The sequence below is a fragment of the Microbispora sp. NPDC046973 genome (assembly GCF_040644495.1).
Lineage (GTDB): Bacteria > Actinomycetota > Actinomycetes > Streptosporangiales > Streptosporangiaceae > Microbispora.
Map to the genome: position 1 here is coordinate 1 of NZ_JBEYWQ010000034.1, position 17,027 is coordinate 17,027.

The 17,027-nt window shown below is 71.8% G+C and carries 15 protein-coding genes; 6 read left to right on the plus strand and 9 right to left on the minus strand.

Annotated elements, in window-relative coordinates; genetic code table 11:
• Positions 1-146 (minus strand): ATP-binding cassette domain-containing protein (locus tag ABZ860_RS36585; protein ID WP_357229658.1); only part of this gene is annotated, 146 nt, incomplete at its 3' end.
• Positions 147-165: 19 nt separating this feature from the next.
• Positions 166-1,353 carry an ROK family protein gene (locus tag ABZ860_RS36590; protein ID WP_357229529.1) on the minus strand — a complete coding sequence of 396 codons (1,188 nt, stop codon included), beginning with the start codon at positions 1,351-1,353 and terminating at the stop codon, positions 166-168.
• A 156-nt stretch (positions 1,354-1,509) separates the two neighbouring features.
• Between ABZ860_RS36590 and ABZ860_RS36595 the strand changes: the two genes are divergently transcribed.
• Positions 1,510-2,253, plus strand: coding sequence for a beta-phosphoglucomutase family hydrolase (locus ABZ860_RS36595; RefSeq protein ID WP_357229531.1), 744 nt, complete (start codon positions 1,510-1,512; stop codon positions 2,251-2,253).
• Positions 2,250-4,667, plus strand: a complete 2,418-nt coding sequence (locus tag ABZ860_RS36600) for a glycosyl hydrolase family 65 protein (RefSeq protein WP_357229534.1) — start codon at positions 2,250-2,252, stop codon at positions 4,665-4,667. Before ABZ860_RS36595 ends, ABZ860_RS36600 begins: the two co-directional genes overlap by 4 nt.
• Positions 4,668-4,695: 28 nt before the next feature.
• Here ABZ860_RS36600 and ABZ860_RS36605 read toward each other — a convergent pair whose 3' ends face one another.
• Together ABZ860_RS36605 and ABZ860_RS36610 are read right to left on the minus strand one after the other, a co-directional pair.
• A complete protein-coding gene (locus tag ABZ860_RS36605) occupies positions 4,696-5,604 on the minus strand; it encodes an SDR family oxidoreductase (protein ID WP_357229537.1) in 909 nt (302 codons plus the stop codon).
• Positions 5,605-5,756: 152 nt separating this feature from the next.
• Positions 5,757-6,236: a MarR family transcriptional regulator gene (locus ABZ860_RS36610; RefSeq protein WP_357229539.1), complete on the minus strand. Its 480-nt coding sequence runs from the start codon at positions 6,234-6,236 to the stop codon at positions 5,757-5,759.
• A 415-nt stretch (positions 6,237-6,651) separates the two neighbouring features.
• On the opposite strand from ABZ860_RS36610, the gene ABZ860_RS36615 reads away from it, so the two are divergent.
• Complete coding sequence (locus tag ABZ860_RS36615) at positions 6,652-8,166, plus strand: FAD-dependent oxidoreductase (RefSeq protein ID WP_357229542.1); 1,515 nt, start codon at positions 6,652-6,654, stop codon at positions 8,164-8,166.
• A gap of 43 nt (positions 8,167-8,209) precedes the next feature.
• Here the strand turns inward: ABZ860_RS36615 and ABZ860_RS36620 are convergent, their stop codons facing one another.
• The 3 genes from ABZ860_RS36620 to ABZ860_RS36630 all read right to left on the minus strand — a co-directional run bounded on the left by ABZ860_RS36620 (position 8,210) and on the right by ABZ860_RS36630 (position 11,274).
• A complete protein-coding gene (locus ABZ860_RS36620) occupies positions 8,210-9,274 on the minus strand; it encodes an MBL fold metallo-hydrolase (RefSeq protein WP_357229545.1) in 1,065 nt (354 codons plus the stop codon).
• Between the two features lie 61 nt (positions 9,275-9,335).
• On the minus strand, positions 9,336-10,655 hold the full coding sequence (locus ABZ860_RS36625; RefSeq protein ID WP_357229548.1) for an MFS transporter: 1,320 nt from the start codon (positions 10,653-10,655) through the stop codon (positions 9,336-9,338).
• A 37-nt stretch (positions 10,656-10,692) separates the two neighbouring features.
• A complete protein-coding gene (locus ABZ860_RS36630; RefSeq protein WP_357229551.1) occupies positions 10,693-11,274 on the minus strand; it encodes a helix-turn-helix domain-containing protein in 582 nt (193 codons plus the stop codon).
• 194 nt (positions 11,275-11,468) lie between these two features.
• Between ABZ860_RS36630 and ABZ860_RS36635 the strand changes: the two genes are divergently transcribed.
• Complete coding sequence (locus ABZ860_RS36635) at positions 11,469-14,006, plus strand: glycoside hydrolase family 9 protein (protein ID WP_357229553.1); 2,538 nt, start codon at positions 11,469-11,471, stop codon at positions 14,004-14,006.
• A gap of 66 nt (positions 14,007-14,072) precedes the next feature.
• Here the strand turns inward: ABZ860_RS36635 and ABZ860_RS36640 are convergent, their stop codons facing one another.
• Entirely contained in the window at positions 14,073-14,807 is a 735-nt protein-coding gene (locus ABZ860_RS36640) for a type 1 glutamine amidotransferase (protein WP_357229555.1), read from the minus strand.
• Positions 14,808-14,915: 108 nt separating this feature from the next.
• A complete protein-coding gene (locus ABZ860_RS36645) occupies positions 14,916-15,692 on the minus strand; it encodes an SDR family oxidoreductase (protein ID WP_357229557.1) in 777 nt (258 codons plus the stop codon).
• A gap of 70 nt (positions 15,693-15,762) precedes the next feature.
• On the opposite strand from ABZ860_RS36645, the gene ABZ860_RS36650 reads away from it, so the two are divergent.
• Together ABZ860_RS36650 and ABZ860_RS36655 are read left to right on the plus strand one after the other, a co-directional pair.
• A complete protein-coding gene (locus ABZ860_RS36650) occupies positions 15,763-16,338 on the plus strand; it encodes a TetR/AcrR family transcriptional regulator (protein ID WP_357229559.1) in 576 nt (191 codons plus the stop codon).
• A gap of 10 nt (positions 16,339-16,348) precedes the next feature.
• On the plus strand, positions 16,349-16,990 hold the full coding sequence (locus ABZ860_RS36655; RefSeq protein ID WP_357229561.1) for a phenylalanine--tRNA ligase beta subunit-related protein: 642 nt from the start codon (positions 16,349-16,351) through the stop codon (positions 16,988-16,990).
• Positions 16,991-17,027: the final 37 nt, after the last annotated feature.

The window sequence follows — 17,027 nt, forward strand, 5'->3', positions numbered from 1 at the left end:
AGCGTGGACTTCCCGGCACCGTTCTGGCCGAGCAGACAATGCACCTCCCCGGCCCTGACCTCAAGGTCCACGCCGTCCAGCGCACGCACGCCGGGGAACTGCTTGACGATCCCCCTCATTTGGAGCAGGGGGTGTTCGTCTCCCATGGGGATCTCCCAATGATGATCAGTTGGCGGAGTAAACGTGATCGCTTATGAGGCGGGTGGCGCCGATGACACCCGCGGTGTCGCTCAGTTCGGACAGCACGATCGGCAGGTTTCCGGTGGCGAGCGGCAGCGACCTGCGATAGACGACGCTTCTGATCTCCGCGAGCAGCACGTGGCCGAGCTTGGCCACGCCACCCGCGATGATCACGAGTCCGGGGTTGAAGAAGCTGACCAGGCTCGCCAGCACCTGGCCCACCCGGCGCCCGCCGTCGCGGATCAGCCCGATCGCGCCCGCGTCGCCCTGGGCCGCCGCGGCGGCGACGTCCTCGGCCGTCAGCGTGCCCGCGACCGCGAGCCGCTCGGCCAGGTACGGCGAGCCGCCCGAGCGGGCCACCGCGACGGCCTCGCGCGCCAGCGCGGCGCCGCCGAAATACGCCTCCAGGCAGCCGGAGTTGCCGCAGGAGCAGACCGGCCCAAGGTCGTCCACGCGGATGTGGCCGATGTCGCCGGCGCTGCCGGACACTCCGCGGTAGATCTTGCCGTCCACCACGATGCCGCACCCGATGCCGGTGCCGATCTTGACGAGCAGGAAGTCGTCGACGTGCCGCGCGAGACCGGCGTGCAGCTCACCGAGGGCCATGATGTTGACGTCGTTGTCGACCACGGTGGGGCAGCACAGCGCCTGCCCGACCGTCTCCCTCACGGGGTAGCGGTCCCAGCCCGGCATGATCGGCGGCACCACCGGAACGCCTTCGGCGAAGCTCACCGGCCCGGGGACGCCGATGCCGGCGCCGCTGAGGTCGGTGAACAGCCCGTCCCTGCTCAGCTTGCCGAGCAGTTCGATGGCCCGGTCGAGCACGACGGCGGGCCCCTCTTTGATGTCGCAGGGCTCGCTCAGGTGACCGAGCACGTTGAGCTCACCGTCGGTGACCGCGACGTCGATCGAGGTGGCGCCGATGTCGATCCCGGCGAACCGGATGTCGCCGGCCAGCCGTACGCGTCCCGAGCGCCTGCCGCCCCGCGAGGCGGCGAGTCCGTCGGGCTCGGCGAGCCCCAGCTCGATCAGCCGGTCCAGCTCGACGTTGAGCTTCGACCGTGACAGGTCCACCACGTCGCCGAGTTCGGCACGGGAATGCCCGCCGTCCCTCAGCAACCGCAGGAGCGCGGCCTGATGGACGTTCTCCGGCCTGATGGTCGTCCTCTTCACGTACGCCTCCGCGTCCCGGTGATTGGCTGGAAACGTACCTCTTTTCAGCTGATCAGGGAAGACCTTTTATCGATGTGATGCAACCTTTCGCTGAAATCAACAAAAGTTAGGAGCCGCTGACGGGGTAGGAGAGCAAGGAAGACGGTGGGAGGGCGCATGCTGGGGCTACCCGATGAGGTGCGCGGCTGCCTGTTCGACATGGACGGGGTGCTCACGCGCACGGCCCGGATCCACGCCGCGGCGTGGAAGGAGATGTTCGACGAATACCTGCGCGAGCGGGCGGTCGCCACCGGCACGCCGTTCGTGCCCTTCGACGAGACCGGCGATTACGAGCGGTACGTCGACGGCAGGAAGCGCCTGGACGGCACGCGGGGATTCCTGCGGGCCAGGGGCATCGACCTGCCCGAGGGCAAGCCGGACGACCCGCCGGGCATGCCCACCGTCAACGGCCTGAGCAACCGCAAGAACGAGCTGGTCCAGGGGATCCTCGACCGGCAGGGCGTGGAGGTCTTCGAGGGCTCGTTGCGTTACCTGCACGCCGTCCGCGACGCCGGGATGCGCCGCGCGGTCGTCTCCAGCAGCGCCAACACCGCGCGCGTGCTCGCCGCGGCCGGCCTTGAGGACATGTTCGACGCACGGATCGACGGCGAGGTGGCCGGGGAGCGCGGGCTGGCCGGCAAGCCCGCCCCCGACATGTTCCTCGCCGCCGCCGAGGCGCTCGGGATCGCTCCGGCCGAGGCCGCGGTGTTCGAGGACGCGCTGGCGGGGGTCGCCGCCGGGCGCGCGGGCGGCTTCGCGGTCGTGGTGGGCGTGGACCGCGGGCATCAGGCCGAAGCCCTGCGGGACAACGGCGCCGACGTGGTGGTGTCGGACCTCTCCGAACTCCTGGACGACAAATGATCAAGCATCCCGCCTTCGTCGTCGAGCCGTGGTCGGTGCGGGAGTGCCAACTGCACACCGACGTGCTCGCCCAGACCGAGTCGGTGTTCGCGCTGTCCAACGGGCACATCGGGCTGCGCGGCAACCTCGACGAGGGCGAGCCGTACGGGCTGCCGGGCACCTACCTCAACTCCTTCTACGAGCTGCGCCCGCTGCCGTACGCCGAGGCGGGCTACGGCTACCCCGAGTCGGGGCAGACGGTCGTCAACGTCACCAACGGCAAGCTGATCCGGCTGCTCGTGGACGACGAGCCGTTCGACGTCCGCTACGGCACACTGCACTCACACGAGCGGGTCCTCGACCTGCGGGCGGGGACGCTCACCCGGAAGGTCCGCTGGAGTTCGCCGACCGGGGCGCAGGTGCGCGTCACCTCGACCCGGCTCGTGTCGTTCACCCACCGGGCCGTGGCCGCGGTCCGCTACGAGGTGGAGCCGGTGGACCAGCCGCTCAACGTGGTCGTCCAGTCGGAACTGGTCGCCAACGAGACCGTGCCGCCGCCGACCGCCGACCCCCGGGCCGCCGCCGCGCTGGAGGCGCCCCTGGTCCTGGAGGAGAACGTCGCCGCCCGCAACGACGTGTGCGTGATGGTCCACTCCACCCGGGCCAGCCGGCTGCGGGTCGCGGCGGGGATGCGCCACGAGATCGACGGCCCGGACGGCACCCGGGTCGAATGCGACGGCGGCGGCAACGTCAGCCGGGTCACGATCGCCACCCGGCTCGTGCCCGGCGAGCGGCTGCGGCTGGACAAGTTCTTCGCCTACGGCTGGTCGGCCAAGCGGTCCAGGCCCGCGATGCACGACCAGGTCGTGGCGGCGCTGGCGGCGGCCCGGCTCACCGGGTGGGACGGCCTGTGCGCCGAGCAGCGCGCCTTCCTCGACGACTTCTGGGCGGGCGCGGACGTCGAGGTCGAGGGCGACGCCGAGGTGCAGCAGGCCGTGCGCTTCGGGCTGTTCCACCTGCTGCAGGCGGGCGCCCGGCTGGAGCGGCGGCCCATCCCCGGCAAGGGGCTGACCGGCTCGGGCTACGACGGGCACGCGTTCTGGGACACCGAGAGCTTCGTGCTGCCGGTGGCCACCTACACCTACCCGCGGGCCGCCGCCGACGCCCTGACGTGGCGGCAGTCGATCCTCCCCCTCGCCCAGGCGCGGGCCGAGCAGCTCGGGCTGGCCGGGGCGGCCTTCCCCTGGCGGACGATCAACGGCGAGGAGTGCTCGGGATACTGGCCCGCGGGCACGGCGGCCTTCCACGTCAACGCCGACATCGCCGCCGAGGTCACGCGGTACGTCGACGCGACCGAGGACACCGACTTCGAGCGGGACATCGGCCTGCCGCTGCTCGTCGCGACCGCCCGGCTGTGGTGCGCGCTCGGCCACCACGACGCCGAGGGCCGCTACCGCCTCGACGGCGTGACCGGCCCGGACGAGTACAGCGCGGTCGCGGACAACAACGTCTACACCAACCTCATGGCCCAGCGGAACCTGCGGGCCGCCGCCGCGACGGCCGTGCGCCACCGCGACCGGGCCGAGCGGCTCGGGGTCACGCTGGAGGAGACGGCGATGTGGCGCGACTGCGCCGCCGCCATCTTCCTGCCGTACGACGAGCGGCTGGGGGTCCACGAGCAGAGCGAGGGGTTCACCGGGCACGCGGTGTGGGACTTCGCGGGCACCACGCCCGAGCAGTATCCGCTGCTGCTCCACTTCCCCTACTTCGACCTGTATCGCAAGCAGGTCGTCAAGCAGGCCGACCTCGTGCTGGCCATGCACCTGTGCGGCGAGGGGTTCACGCCCGAGCAGAAGGCGCGCAACTTCGCCTACTACGAGGCGCTGACCGTGCGGGACTCCTCGCTGTCGTCCTGCACCCAGGCCGTGCTCGCCGCCGAGGTGGGGCAGCTCGACCTCGCCTACGCCTACCTCGGCGAGGCCGCGCTGATGGACCTGCGCGACCTGGAGCACAACACCCGCGACGGCGTCCACATGGCCTCGCTCGCCGGGGCGTGGATCGCGCTGGTGGCCGGGTTCGGCGGCATGCGGGCCCGCGAGGGGCGGGTGTGCTTCGCCCCCCGCCTGCCCTCGGGCATCACTCGGCTCGCCTTCCAGATCCGGTACCGGGGCCGACGGCTGCGCATCGACGTCACCCCGGACGGCACGACGTACCGGCTCCTGCACGGCCCGCCCATCACGCTGACGCACCACGGCGAGGAGTTCACGCTCGGCGCGCAGCCGCAGGCCCGGCGCAACGCGCCGCCGCCCTTCCCGCACCTGCACGTCAGGCAGCCGCCGGGCCGGGCGCCCGTACCCCGGCGGCCCGGGGACGTGTCCACCGACCTCACCTGCCCGGCCGAGGAGCCGGCCGAGGAGCCGGCCGAGGAGCTGTGACCCCCCGGCCGGGCGGGACGCGAGGAGGTCAGAGCATCGCCTGCAGGGAGGCGCCGGCCTGCTCGCCCAGCTTGGTGGGGAGATAGGGCTGCTCGGCCATGACGGACTCCCAGTTGTCGCGGATCGCCTCGGCGGTGAGGTCGTCGGTCCGCCAGCCCGGCCCCTCGGCCACGAACACCCGGGCGATCCGCCCGGCGCCGACCGAGAACACCTCGCCGCTGGTCTCGCAGCTCTCGTGGGCCAGGTATGCCACCAGCGGGCTGACCCGCTCGGGGGTGAACTTGCTCTCGAACTCCGCGGGCAGCAGCGTCTCGGTCATCCGCGTCCACGCGACGGGGGCGATGGCGTTGGCCTTGATGTTCGCCCGCGCGCCCTCGATGCCGAGCGTCTTGGTCAGGCCCACCAGGCCCATCTTGGCCGTCGAGTAGTTGGCCTGGCCGAAGTTGCCGAACAGCCCGGCGGGCGAGGAGGTGTTCACGATCCGCCCGTACGCCTGCTCCTTCATGTGCGGGAACGCCGCCCGGCTGACCAGGAACGAGCCGCGCACGTGCACGGCGATCACGGCGTCGAACTCCTCGACCGTCATCTTCCCGAACGAACGGTCGCGCAGGATGCCGGCGTTGTTGACGACGACGTCGACGCGGCCGAACGCGTCGAGCGCCGTCCGCACGATCGCCTCCGCGCCCTCCGGGGTGGCGACGTTGTCGGTGCTGGCCACCGCCTCCCCGCCGTTCTTCACGATCAGCTCGGCGACCTCCGCCGCCGGGCCGGAGGACGCGCCGGAGCCGTCGAGGGCGCCGCCGAGGTCGTTGACGACGACCTTCGCCCCGCGCCCGCCGAGCAGCAGCGCGTGCGACCGGCCGAGCCCGTGCCCCGCTCCGGTGACGATCGCCACCCTTCCGTCGAACCTGAGCTCGGACCCCTCAGCAGCCGACATGGCGCCACCCTTCCAGAAGAGAACAAGGTTCTGGTAGCACTTTAACCTCCGGCGGCGCCGGCGGTCAGAGGCAGCCGGCCGGCCTGATGCCCCGCCGCCGGCTCACGCCGCCGTACCGCTCGGGCCCGGATCAGCCGCAGTGGGGCGGCTCGTCAGTCGCCGTCGGCGGCCTTGTCCGCCGCGGCGAACATGTCGTCGACGTAGCGGCGCATGAGGCGTTCGAGTTCCATGAGGTCACGGTCGCTCCACTGCGCGAGAGCGGGACCGGCGATGCGTTGGCGGGCGGCGTCGAGAGCGTCGGTGACGCGGCGGCCCTCGGCGGTGATGATGGCCTCTTTCACCCGGGCGTCGGCAGGGCTGGGGCGTCGTTCGACGAGTCCGAGGGCGGCGAGTTTCGCGACCTGGCGGCTGATAGTGGTGTAGTCGCGTCCGGCTCGTTCGGCCAGTTCGCCCACCCCGATCGGCCCGAATCGCTCGACGCCCACGAGCAGGGGGAACAGGGCGCGGTCGAGGGAGACGCCGGCTTCGGCCAGCAGGTCGTCGTCGCGGCTGGGCAGGTTCATCAGCACGACCAGATCGATGATGGCTCCGTGGAGACGGCGCAACGTGGTCTGGCGTCGCCGTGTGGTCAAGGCGGCCGCACCGTCCTTCCTTGTATCGAGCCTTCCTGAGTATCCGGCCTTCTCGCGCATCGGATGTGAAGGGCAATTCTAGGAGGTCTAGCCGCGGCGCCGCCGACGCCGGAGAGGCGGATCTCGCGACGGCGGGTCCGCCCGCCGTCCGGACGCCCGGCCTCCCCGGGGCGCCGCGGCGCCGGTCTCGCGGGTACCGCCCGATGCCTCGCGACGCCGGGTGGAACTCCGACTTCCAATACGTGTATTCAACACCCTTTCTGACCAGCATGGCTCGATCTCCCGCCTCCAAATCACGACCATATCCACGGCTATCGCGATTGACGAGCAGTCGAAGCCCTTCTTAAGATGAGTGCGCTTTACACATAATTTGGACGGCAGGGCCGTCCGGATCCCTGCGAAAGAGGGGCTGAACATGACCGACACCGATGTCGAGGTGATCATCTGTGGATCCGGGGCGTCCGGGGAGACCCTCGCGATCGAACTGGCCCGCCGGGGCGTGAGCTTCCTGCTGATGGACAAGGCCGCGCACCCGTTCGCCGGATCACGCGGCAAGGGCATCCAGCCGCGCACCCAGGAGGTGTTCGAGGACCTCGGGGTGATCGACAGGATCGTCGCCTCCGGTGGCGAATATCCGCTCCAGCGCGTCTACACCGACGACGGCCCGGTCGACACCATGATGGCCGACATGACCGGACCGACACCGGACGAGCCCTACCGGATGGCGTTGCTGGTCCCGCAGTTCCTCACCGAGCGCAGGCTTCGCGAGCGGCTGGCCGAGCTCGGCCACGCCCCGCACTACGACCACGAGCTCGTCGGCTTCGACCAGGACGAGGACGGGGTGACCGCGCGCATCCTCACCCCCGACGGTGTTCGTACGGTGCGCGCGCGCTACCTGGTGGGCGCCGACGGCGGGTCGAGTTTCGTGCGCAAGTCCCTGGGAGTGGCCTTCGACGGCGTCACCCTCGGGGTGCGTGCCGTGGTGGCCGATGTGATCGTCGAGGGGCTCTCCACCGATGCGTGGCACCGCTGGGGGCAGGCAGGCGCGGACCAGATCTTCCTGTGCCCGCTCTACGGGACCGAGATGTTCCAGCTCCAGGCGCCGGTTCCTTTCGACGTGGACGTCGACCTGTCCGCGCGGGGTCTGACCGCATTGGTGCGCGAGCGCACCGGCCGCGACGACATACTGATCCACTCGGTGCCGTGGGCCTCGGCGTACGAGATGAACGCGCGCCTGGCCGGGACCTACCAGGTCGGCCGCGTGCTCCTGACCGGGGACGCGGCGCATGTCCACCCGCCGACCGGGGGGCAGGGACTGAACACCAGCGTGCAGGACGCCTACAACCTCGGCTGGAAGCTCGCCGCCGTGCTCGGCGGCGCACCGGAGCGGCTGCTGACGTCCTACGAGAGGGAGCGCCGCCCGGTCGCGGAGGCGGTGCTCGGCCTGTCGAAGCGGCTGCTGGAGGCGGCCAAGAGCGGCGACACCAGCCGTAAGCGGGAGGTCTCCCAGCTCGACCTCGGCTACCCCGACTCGCCGCTCACTCTCACCGACCCGCAGCGCACCACGGGCGTGCGCGCCGGCGACCGCGCCCCCGACGCGCCCGTCACCGGCGCCGGCGGCCTGCCCACCCGCCTGTTCTCCCTTTTCAGGGGCATTCACTGGACGCTGATCGGCTACGGCGTGCCCGCCGGCGACGCCCCCGCCGCCCGGCACGGCGTGCATGTCCACACCATCGGCGAACGCGGGGACATCGTCGACACCGGCCGGTACGTACGCGACGGCTACGGACTCGTCCCCGGACAGTGGGTCCTGGTACGCCCCGACGGCTATGTCGCCGCCGTGACCGCCGACCTGGACGTCGTCGACGCCTACCTCGGAACCCACCTGAACACCACCGCACCCACGAGCCCGATCGGAGCGTCGCGATGAGCACCGGACCGCGCAGCGGCCGGTATGGCCGCGGGTGGCCGCGTCAGGCGGACGGCGCGTACCAGAGGTCGGGCTCGCCCGGCACGCGGGTGACCATGTCCCGAAGCTCCAGCCACACCAGATGGGCGAGCGTCTCGTTGTTGGCCGCCCGCCGCATGTGCGCGGGGATCTCCTCCCAGCTGCGCGACCAGGTGAGCCGGGTGGCGATGTCCCAGCAGGTGGAGCCGTCGCCCTCCGCCACGACCCGCCGCACCTCCGCCAGCCGCTCCTCGTGGTGCCCGATGACGTAGTCCACCCGCTTCGCCAGCTCCAGGAACCGGTACTCGTGCGCGGGGAGCACCTCCTCGACGTCGAGCTTGCCCACCGCCCGCAGCGCGTCGAGGTAGTCGGCGAGCGGGTTGGCCGCCGACTGGGGGTGTACGGCGACCATCGACGTGATCCGGGCGAGCACGTGGTCGCCGGAGAACAGCAGCCTGCGCTCCGGCTCCACGAAGCACAGGTGACCGGGCGAGTGGCCGGGGGTCCACATCGCCCGCAGGTCCCAGCCGGGCAGGTCGAGCCGGTCGCCGTCCTCGATGAGCCGGTCGGGCGTCGCCATCGTGACGAACTGGCGCAGCATGACCGACGCCCCGGCGAGCTCCTGTGCCGTCATGTCCGGCACCCCGCACCTGACCAGCAGGGAGCGCTCCCGCTGCACAAGCGACTCGATCGCCGATTCGTCGTAGCGGTCGTGCACGATGCGGGCGTCGGCCGGGTGCAGCCCGATCCAGGCGCCGGAGACCTCCCGGATCCGCCCGGCCAGGCCGTAGTGGTCCGGATGGATGTGCGTGACCAGCACGGCCTTCACGTCGGTGATCTCGTAGCCGGCCGTGGCGAGCCCCGCGACGAGCGCGGCGTACGCCTCCTCGGTGTTCCATCCGGCGTCGATGATCACGACACCGTCCGGGACCTCCAGGGCGTAGACCAGGACGTAGCGCAGCGGGTTGATCGGGATCGGGACGGGAATCGACCACAGCCCCGGCCGCACCCGCTCGACCTCGGGCAGCCCCCCGCCCAGCCACGCCGCGCGTTGCGCCTCGTTCGCCGCGGTCACGATCACCTTGCTCATCGGCTCCCCGCCCCTCTCGCAGCCCTGCCCGCTTGATTGTGCCGCCTTACCGAATATGGTTCTACCGGGGGTGCCTCAGAGCGGGACCGGCAGGGAGCCGTACGTACAGGAGAGCGGATGCGAGGACGACCACGGCGGTGAGCATCCAGGCGGGGCCGACGCCGGCGACCCCCGACAGCGGCACCAGGAAGAGCGAGGAAAGCATGCCGCCGAACTGGAGCTGCAGGGAGTCCACCGACATCACGGTGGCCCGGCGCTCGGCGGCGACCCGCTGGTGCAGCAGCTCGGACCTGAGCAGGGAGGCGACCGCGAGCGCGGTGAACAGCAGCACGTAGGCCGCCGCGGTCGCGACGACCCCGGCCGCGCCCCGCAGGGCCGTCGAGGCGGCCAGCGCGCCGACCGCCGCCGCCGTGACGACCGTGGCCGAGGCGGCCGCGCGCACCGAGCCGCGGGCGAGCCGGGCGGCCGGCGGCGCGAGGGAGCTGCCGAGCGCGTTGGCGGCGAACCCGGCGAAGGTCACGAAGGCGTAGGCCGCGCCGCCCGTCTCGGATTCCCCGGTCAGGGCCGCGAGGCGTCCGGGCGTCAGCATCTCGATGCTGTTCAGCATCACGCCGGCCCCGGCGGCCAGCAGCAGCAGCCGGCCGAGGGCACGGTCGGCCAGGCCGAGCCGGATCCCGGCGACGATCGTGACCGGCACGTCGCGGACCACCTCGGCCAGGCGGATCGCCGCCCGGGCGGGCTCCCTTCCCGTACGGCTCGGCTCGCGCATGAGCAGGAGCACGGCCACGAGGAGGACGAGCGCGGCCCCCGCTCCCGCCCAGACCGGCGCGGCCAGCGGGTCCCGGCGTACGGCCAGCGGGAGCAGGCCGCCGGCGAGCGTGCCGAGCGCGAGGGCGGCCGAGCCCGCGACGTTGCCCGCCGCGAGCCCGGGCTTCAGGTCGGCGTCCGGGCCGTAGCGGGCGTGCAGGGTGTCGACGTACCAGGCCTGGGCGGGCCCGCTGGACAGCGCACGCGCGACGCCCTTGAGCACGGACGCGACCAGGAACGGCCACACCGAGTGGGCCATGGCCATCACGGCCAGCCCGGCCACGCCGACGACGGCCGACGCGGCGAGCACCGGGCGCCTGCCGACGATGTCGGCGAGCCCGCCCGTCGGCAGTTCGAGCACGACGACGGTGACCGAGTAGGCCGCGCCGACCAGGCCGATCTCCGCGATGTCCAGCCCCCTGGCGGACATGAGCAGCACCATCGGGGCCAGCGTCAGGCCGGTCGGCAGCCAGGTGAGGAACTCGATCGCGGCGTAGCGCCCGTGCTCACGCACGCCCGGCCGCGGGGTCTGCGCGGGCGACCGCCCGGGCTCGGGCACGCTCGGCTCAGGCATGGCCGGCTCGTTCACGACCGGCTCGTTCACGACCGGCTCAGACATGACCGGCCGCCGGGTCCCGGTGCGGATGGGCCGCAAGCAGGACCGCGACCGGACGCGCGTCCGGGTCGTCCCGATCCCGCTCGGCGGCCTCCAGGATCATGGCCGACACCCGCTCGTAGAGGGACGCCACCGTCGCCGGCGACAGCCGTACCACCACGTCGGACATCCCGGCGGCCTCCACCCACGCCTCGCTCCACAGGTCACGCTCACGCTCGAAGTTCTCGACGTCGGCGGTGAACTTCTCGAGCTGGCGCCGCCGCAGGAACGCCGCGGCCTCGCGGCCCTCGGCGGTCGCGGCCATCTCCACGTCGCTCCAGGAGGTGAAGCGGTGGATCGCCCGCCACCTGCGCTCGCGCCGGTCGCGCCGGTCGGGATCGGCCTCCACGAAGCCGTATCGGGCGAGCTGGCGCAGGTGATAGCTGGTGGAGCCGGAGCTCTCGCCGAGGCGCGCGGCCAGCTCGGTCGCGGTCGCCGGGCCGTTGGTGCGCAGCTCCCCCAGCAGCCGCACCCGCAGGGGGTGGGCGACCGCCTTCAGGGTGCGGGGATCGTCGACGTGGAAGACCTCGTGATCCATGGGGCCGACGCTAACATTGCAAAGATAACTTTGCAAAAATCCCTTTGCGGAAATGAAAGTTTCAGCTCCACCCCCTCGCAATGCCCGGTCAGGCGCGTCCGGCCGCCCGGATCGTTGACGCCCGCGGAAACCCAGAGGAAACATGCGATTCGCTCTCCACTTTGGGAGCGCTCCCACTCCCCCCGAGGACCACTGTGCTCAGACGAATCGGCATCCTCGCCGTGGCGGCGCTGGCCACGGCCTGCCTGACCGGCTCACCTCCCGCCACGGCGGAGGAGGGCCCGGAACAGATCCCCAACGGCACGTTCGACACCGCCACCGACCCGTGGTGGCACACCGCGAACCTGAACTTCGAACTGTCCGACGGCCGGCTCTGCTCCGACGTCCCCGCGGGCACGACCAACCCGTGGGACGCGATCATCGGCGTCAACGACATCCCCCTGGTGAAGGACGAGACCTACGCGTTCAGCTTCTTCGCCACCGCGAACCCCGGGAAGGTCGCCAGGGCGTACGTCCAGCTCCCGACCGACCCCTACACGCAGTACGTGTCGGCCGCCCCCGAGCTGAGCGTCTCGGGCAACACCTACAGCTACACCTTCACCTCGCCGGTCGACCTGCCCAACGCGCAGGTCGTCTTCCAGCTCGGCGGCAGCGCGACGGCCTGGCGGTTCTGCGTGGACAACGTCTCGCTCAAGGGCGGGGCGCCGCCGGACGTCTACACGCCCGACACCGGCCCCCGGGTCCGCGTGAACCAGGTGGCCTACCTGCCCAAGGGCCCCAAGAACGCCACCGTGGTCACCGACGCGACCGAGGCGCTGCCCTGGCAGCTCAAGGACTCCGCCGGGACCGTGGTCGCGCACGGCACGACCACCCCGCGCGGCGTCGACGCGAGCTCCGGGCAGAACGTCCACTCCGTCGACTTCGGCTCGTACACGAAGGCCGGGACCGGCTACACGCTGACCGCCGACGGCCAGACCAGCCGGCCGTTCGACATCAAGCCCGACGCCTATGCGAGCCTCAAGCTCGACGCGCTGAAGTTCTACTACACCCAGCGCAGCGGGATCGCGATCGACGACGCCCTGCGTCCCGGCTACGGCCGGCCCGCCGGTCACGTGGGCGTCGCCCCCAACCAGGGCGACACGAACGTCCCGTGCCAGCCGGGCGTCTGCGACTACTCCCTCGACGTGTCCGGCGGCTGGTACGACGCGGGCGACCACGGCAAGTACGTCGTCAACGGCGGCATCTCGGTCGCCCAGCTCATGAGCGAGTTCGAGCGCACCAAGAACGCCGCGACCGCCAAGCCGATCGGCAGCCTGAACATCCCCGAGAGCGGCGACGCCGTTCCCGACGTGCTCGACGAGGCCCGCTGGGAGCAGGAGTTCCTGCTGAAGATGCAGCGGTCCGACGGCATGGTCCACCACAAGATCCACGACCAGAACTGGACCGGCCTGCCGCTGCTGCCCGACCAGGACGCGCAGAAGCGCGAGCTGCACCCCGTCTCCACGGCCGCCACGCTGAACCTCGCCGCGACGGCCGCACAGGCGGCCCGGATCTTCGCGCCGTACGACGCGGCGTTCGCCGCGAAGAACCTGGCGGCGGCGAAGAAGGCGTGGGCGGCGGCCAAGGCGAACCCGAACCTGCTGGCCTCCCCCTCCGACGGCGTCGGCGGCGGCACCTACGACGACGCCAACGTCAGCGACGAGTTCTACTGGGCCGCGGCCGAGCTCTACATCACGACGGGCGACAAGGAGTACAAGGACTTCGTCCTCGCCTCGCCGCTCCACACGGCCGACATCTGGAAGACGGGCGCGATGGACTGGGGCAACGTCGCGGCGCTCGGCCGCCTCGACCTGGCGACCGTGCCCAACGCCCTGCCCGGACGCGACGAGGTGCGCGCCTCGGTGGTGGCCGGCGCGGACAAGTACCTCGCCGCGCTGAAGGCCCACCCGTACGGCCTGCCGTACGACACGGCGTCCTACGACTGGGGATCGAACAGCATCATCGTCAACAACCTGGTGGTCCTGGCCACGGCCTATGACCTCACCGGCGACGTGAAGTACCGCGACGGCGCGCTGGAGGGCCTCGACTACATCTTCGGCCGCAACGCGCTCAACCAGTCGTACGTGACCGGCTACGGCGAGGTGGCGTCGAAGAACCAGCACAGCAGGTGGTACGCCCACTCGCTGGACACCTCGCTGCCGAACCCGCCGCGCGGCTCGCTCGCGGGCGGTGCCAACTCCGGCATCCAGGACCCGGTGGCCCAGGCGAAGCTGAAGGGCTGCAAGCCGCAGTTCTGCTACATCGACGACATCAACTCGTGGGCGACCAACGAGCTGACGATCAACTGGAACTCGCCGCTGTCGTGGATCTCGGCGTTCGTCGCCGACCAGGGCGACGGCACGGTCAAGGCACCGGGCGCGTGCACGGTCACCTACACCACGCACGGCACGTGGCCGACGGGCTTCACCACCCAGATCACGCTCAAGAACACCGGCACGAAGGCGATCGACGGCTGGTCGCTGAAGTGGTCGTTCCTGGGCGGCCAGAAGGTCACCTCTAGCTGGAGCGCCAAGTTCTCCCAGCAGGCGGCCACCGTGACCGCCGCGAACGAGGTGTGGAACAAGACCATCAAGCCGGGCCAGTCGGTCACCTTCGGCTTCAACGGCCAGTCCGCGCCGGGGGCCAACCCCACGCCCGACCTGTTCACGCTGAACGGCGCCGCCTGCGCCTGACCCGATCCGTACCGGATCAGCAGAACTCCGGCCGCCGCCCCAGCAGGGGCGGCGGCCGGTTCCACTTCACCCCCTGCGCCCAGGCTGGGGGCGGCCCTCCTTCACCAAGGCGGCGAAACGGGAGGCCACCCCGGCCCAGGCGGCCCGCGCGAGCGGGTCGTCGGTCACGGCGGCGGCGTACAGCCCGTCGAGGTCGAGACCCCGCCTGCGGGTGTGCTCGACATCCCACTGCCGGATGCGTTCGGGCCCCACCTCGGGGTGGAACTGCACGCCCCAGGCGCGGTCGCCCAGCCGGAAGGCCTGGTAGGGGCAGCGTTCGGTCTCGGCGAGCCAGACCGCGCCCGGCGGCAGGGCCGTGATGGCGTCGATGTGGTTCTCGATCGCGGGGACGGCGGCGGGCAGCCCGCAGAAGACCGCGTCGTCCGCCGCCTCGGCCCTCACGGTGATGGACGTGCTGCCGTGCTCGGGCCCCCCGGCGTCGCCCTGGACCTTCCCGCCGCCGACCGAGGCCAGCATCTGCCCGCCCAGGCAGATGCCGAAGAACGGCACCGACAGGTCGAGCGCCTGCTCGACCAGGGCACGGGCGGACGGCAGCCAGGGCGCCGCGTCGTCGTCGTCCGGCAGGTAGCCGCCGCCGAGCACGATCAGACCGTCGTGCTCCAGCCGTGGCGGGAGGGCGGACCCGTCGAAGGCGGTGACCACGTCGACGGCGACCCCGGCGGCGTCCAGCCATTCCCCGAAGCGCCCGGGCCCCCCGTTCGCTCCGTTCTGTACGGCGAGCACACGTGGCGTTTCCGGCATGGGCCCGGACTCTACCGCCCCCGCCCGTCTGCGACGACGCTCCCCCGCTTCATGATCGATGTGGGACCGCGGCCTCGACGCCGTCGCCTGCCGGGGTCCCTGCCAGGGTCACAGGTCGCTGCCGCCGGTGGCGTCGACCGTGGTGCCGGTGACCCAGCGGGCGTCGTCGGAGGCGAGGAAGGCCACCACTCCGGCCACGTCCCGCGGCGTCCCCACCCGGCCCAGCGCCGCCCGGCCGGCCGACGCCGCCCAGGCCGCCTCGTCGCCGCGCAGCCAGTCCGCGTTCGTGTCGGTGTCGATGATCCCCGGCGCCACGTTGTTGACGGTGATCCCCCGTGGCCCGAGGTGCTTGGCCAGTGCCAGCGTGAAGGTCTCCAGCGCGCCCTTGGTCATCGCGTACGCGATCGCCTCGGGAAACGCGATCCGGGTCACGCCCGAGGTGACGGTCACGATCCGCCCGCCGTCGGGAACGCGCGGCAACGCCCGCTGTGTCACGAAGAAGGCCGCCCGCGTGTTGACGGCGAACGCCCTGTCGTAGACCTCCGGCCTCACCTCCTCGATCGATCCCCGCACGGTGATCCCCGTGTTGTTGACGAGGATGTCGATCGGCGCCTGCGGCCCCAGCCCCCGGTCCAGCCCGGCGAACAGCTCGTCCACGTCGCCCGGCGTGCCCAGCTCGGCCCTGACCGCGAAGGCCCGGCCGCCGGCGGCCTCGATCGCCGCCACCGTGTCCTTGGCCGCCGCCTCGTCCCTGGCGTAGTTCACCGCCACCAGCGCCCCGTCGGCCGCCAGGCGTTCGGCGATGCCGCGCCCGATCCCCCTGCTCGCACCCGTCACCAGTGCCGTCTTACCGGTCAGCGCCGTCTTACCGCTCAGTACAGCCATGTCCGTCCCCTTTTTTGTAGCGACCGCTACACAATAACATGACTTGTAGCGATCGCTATAAAATCGGGCCATGGGAAGAAGCAGGGCGTTCGACCGGGACGTCGCGCTGGAACGGGCGCTGGAGGAGTTCTGGCGGCACGGCTACGAGGCGACCTCCGTCGCCGGGCTGACCGCGGCGATGGGGATCAACCCGCCCAGCCTCTATGCCGCCTTCGGGGACAAGCGCCGGCTGTTCGGCGAGGCCGTGCGCCGCTACCAGGAGACCCACGGCGCGTTCAGCTCCCGCGCCCTGGCCGGGGAGCCGACCGCGCGGGCGGCCGTCGAACGCCTCCTCCGCGAGGCGGCGCAGGTCTACACCGACCCGGCGCACCCGCCCGGCTGCATGATCATCTCGGCCGGGGTGAACACGAGCGACGCCGCCGTGATCGAGGAACTGCGCGGGCACCGCGAGGCGGGCAAGGCGGCGATCCGCCGCCGGATCGAGCAGGACGTCGAGGCCGGCCTTCTCCCGCCGCGGACCGACGCCCCCGCGCTCGCGACGTTCTTCGCCGCCGTCATCCAGGGCATGTCCACGCAGGCCAGGGACGGCGCGACCCGGGCCGACCTCGACGCGGCGGCAACGCTGGCGCTGCGCGCCTGGCCGTAGGCTGTCGCGCGTGATTGACGACATCTGGGTGGACGACGCCGTCACGGCGCTGCGTCCGGACTTCGCCGTCCTGGTGGTCGGTGCGTACGGCCTGGACAACGGGCCGTCCGACGACCGTTCGCGGGCCTGGCTCGCCGACGCGGCGGCCCACGCCGTGCCACTCGACGACGAGAGGATCGAGGCCTGGCGGGCGGCCTACCGCGCCTTCGGCGCCAAGCCCCAGCGCACCCGGCCGTCGGTCGACGCACTGGTCCGCCGGATGCCGCTCCCCGAGATCAACCTGGTGGTGGACGCCTACAACAGCGTGTCCGTACGGCACGGCCTGCCGATCGGCGGCGAGGACCTGCGCCGCTACCGGGGCGCCGCCCGGCTGATGCGGGCCACGGGCGACGAGCCCTCGGAGGAGGCGCTGGGCGACCCGGAGATCGGCGAGGTGGTGTGGCGCGACGACGCGGGCGTCACCTGCCGGCGGTGGAACTGGCGGCAGTGCGTCAGGACGAGGATCACCGAGGAGACGGTGGACGCCCTCTTCCTGCTGGAGCGCCTCGAACCGCTCTCTCTGGACGCGCTGCGTGCCGCGGGCGACGACCTCGCGGGTATGCTGTCCGATATAGCTCCCAATATCCGGATCGAATCGCGGCTCATCGGCTGACCAGTCGTTGTGACCAGAGGGTAAGGGACACCTCACC

Excerpts from the sequence above, each read along its gene's own strand:
- ABZ860_RS36595 (WP_357229531.1), top strand. The coding sequence starts at position 1,510 with ATGCTGGGGCTACCCGATGAGGTGCGCGGCTGCCTGTTCGACATGGAC.
- ABZ860_RS36600 (WP_357229534.1), top strand. The coding sequence starts at position 2,250 with ATGATCAAGCATCCCGCCTTCGTCGTCGAGCCGTGGTCGGTGCGGGAG.
- ABZ860_RS36605 (WP_357229537.1), bottom strand. The coding sequence starts at position 5,604 with ATGTCGGCTGCTGAGGGGTCCGAGCTCAGGTTCGACGGAAGGGTGGCG.
- ABZ860_RS36615 (WP_357229542.1), top strand. The coding sequence starts at position 6,652 with ATGACCGACACCGATGTCGAGGTGATCATCTGTGGATCCGGGGCGTCC.
- ABZ860_RS36620 (WP_357229545.1), bottom strand. The coding sequence starts at position 9,274 with ATGAGCAAGGTGATCGTGACCGCGGCGAACGAGGCGCAACGCGCGGCG.
- ABZ860_RS36625 (WP_357229548.1), bottom strand. The coding sequence starts at position 10,655 with ATGCCTGAGCCGAGCGTGCCCGAGCCCGGGCGGTCGCCCGCGCAGACC.
- ABZ860_RS36630 (WP_357229551.1), bottom strand. The coding sequence starts at position 11,274 with ATGGATCACGAGGTCTTCCACGTCGACGATCCCCGCACCCTGAAGGCG.
- ABZ860_RS36640 (WP_357229555.1), bottom strand. The coding sequence starts at position 14,807 with ATGCCGGAAACGCCACGTGTGCTCGCCGTACAGAACGGAGCGAACGGG.
- ABZ860_RS36645 (WP_357229557.1), bottom strand. The coding sequence starts at position 15,692 with ATGGCTGTACTGAGCGGTAAGACGGCGCTGACCGGTAAGACGGCACTG.
- ABZ860_RS36650 (WP_357229559.1), top strand. The coding sequence starts at position 15,763 with ATGGGAAGAAGCAGGGCGTTCGACCGGGACGTCGCGCTGGAACGGGCG.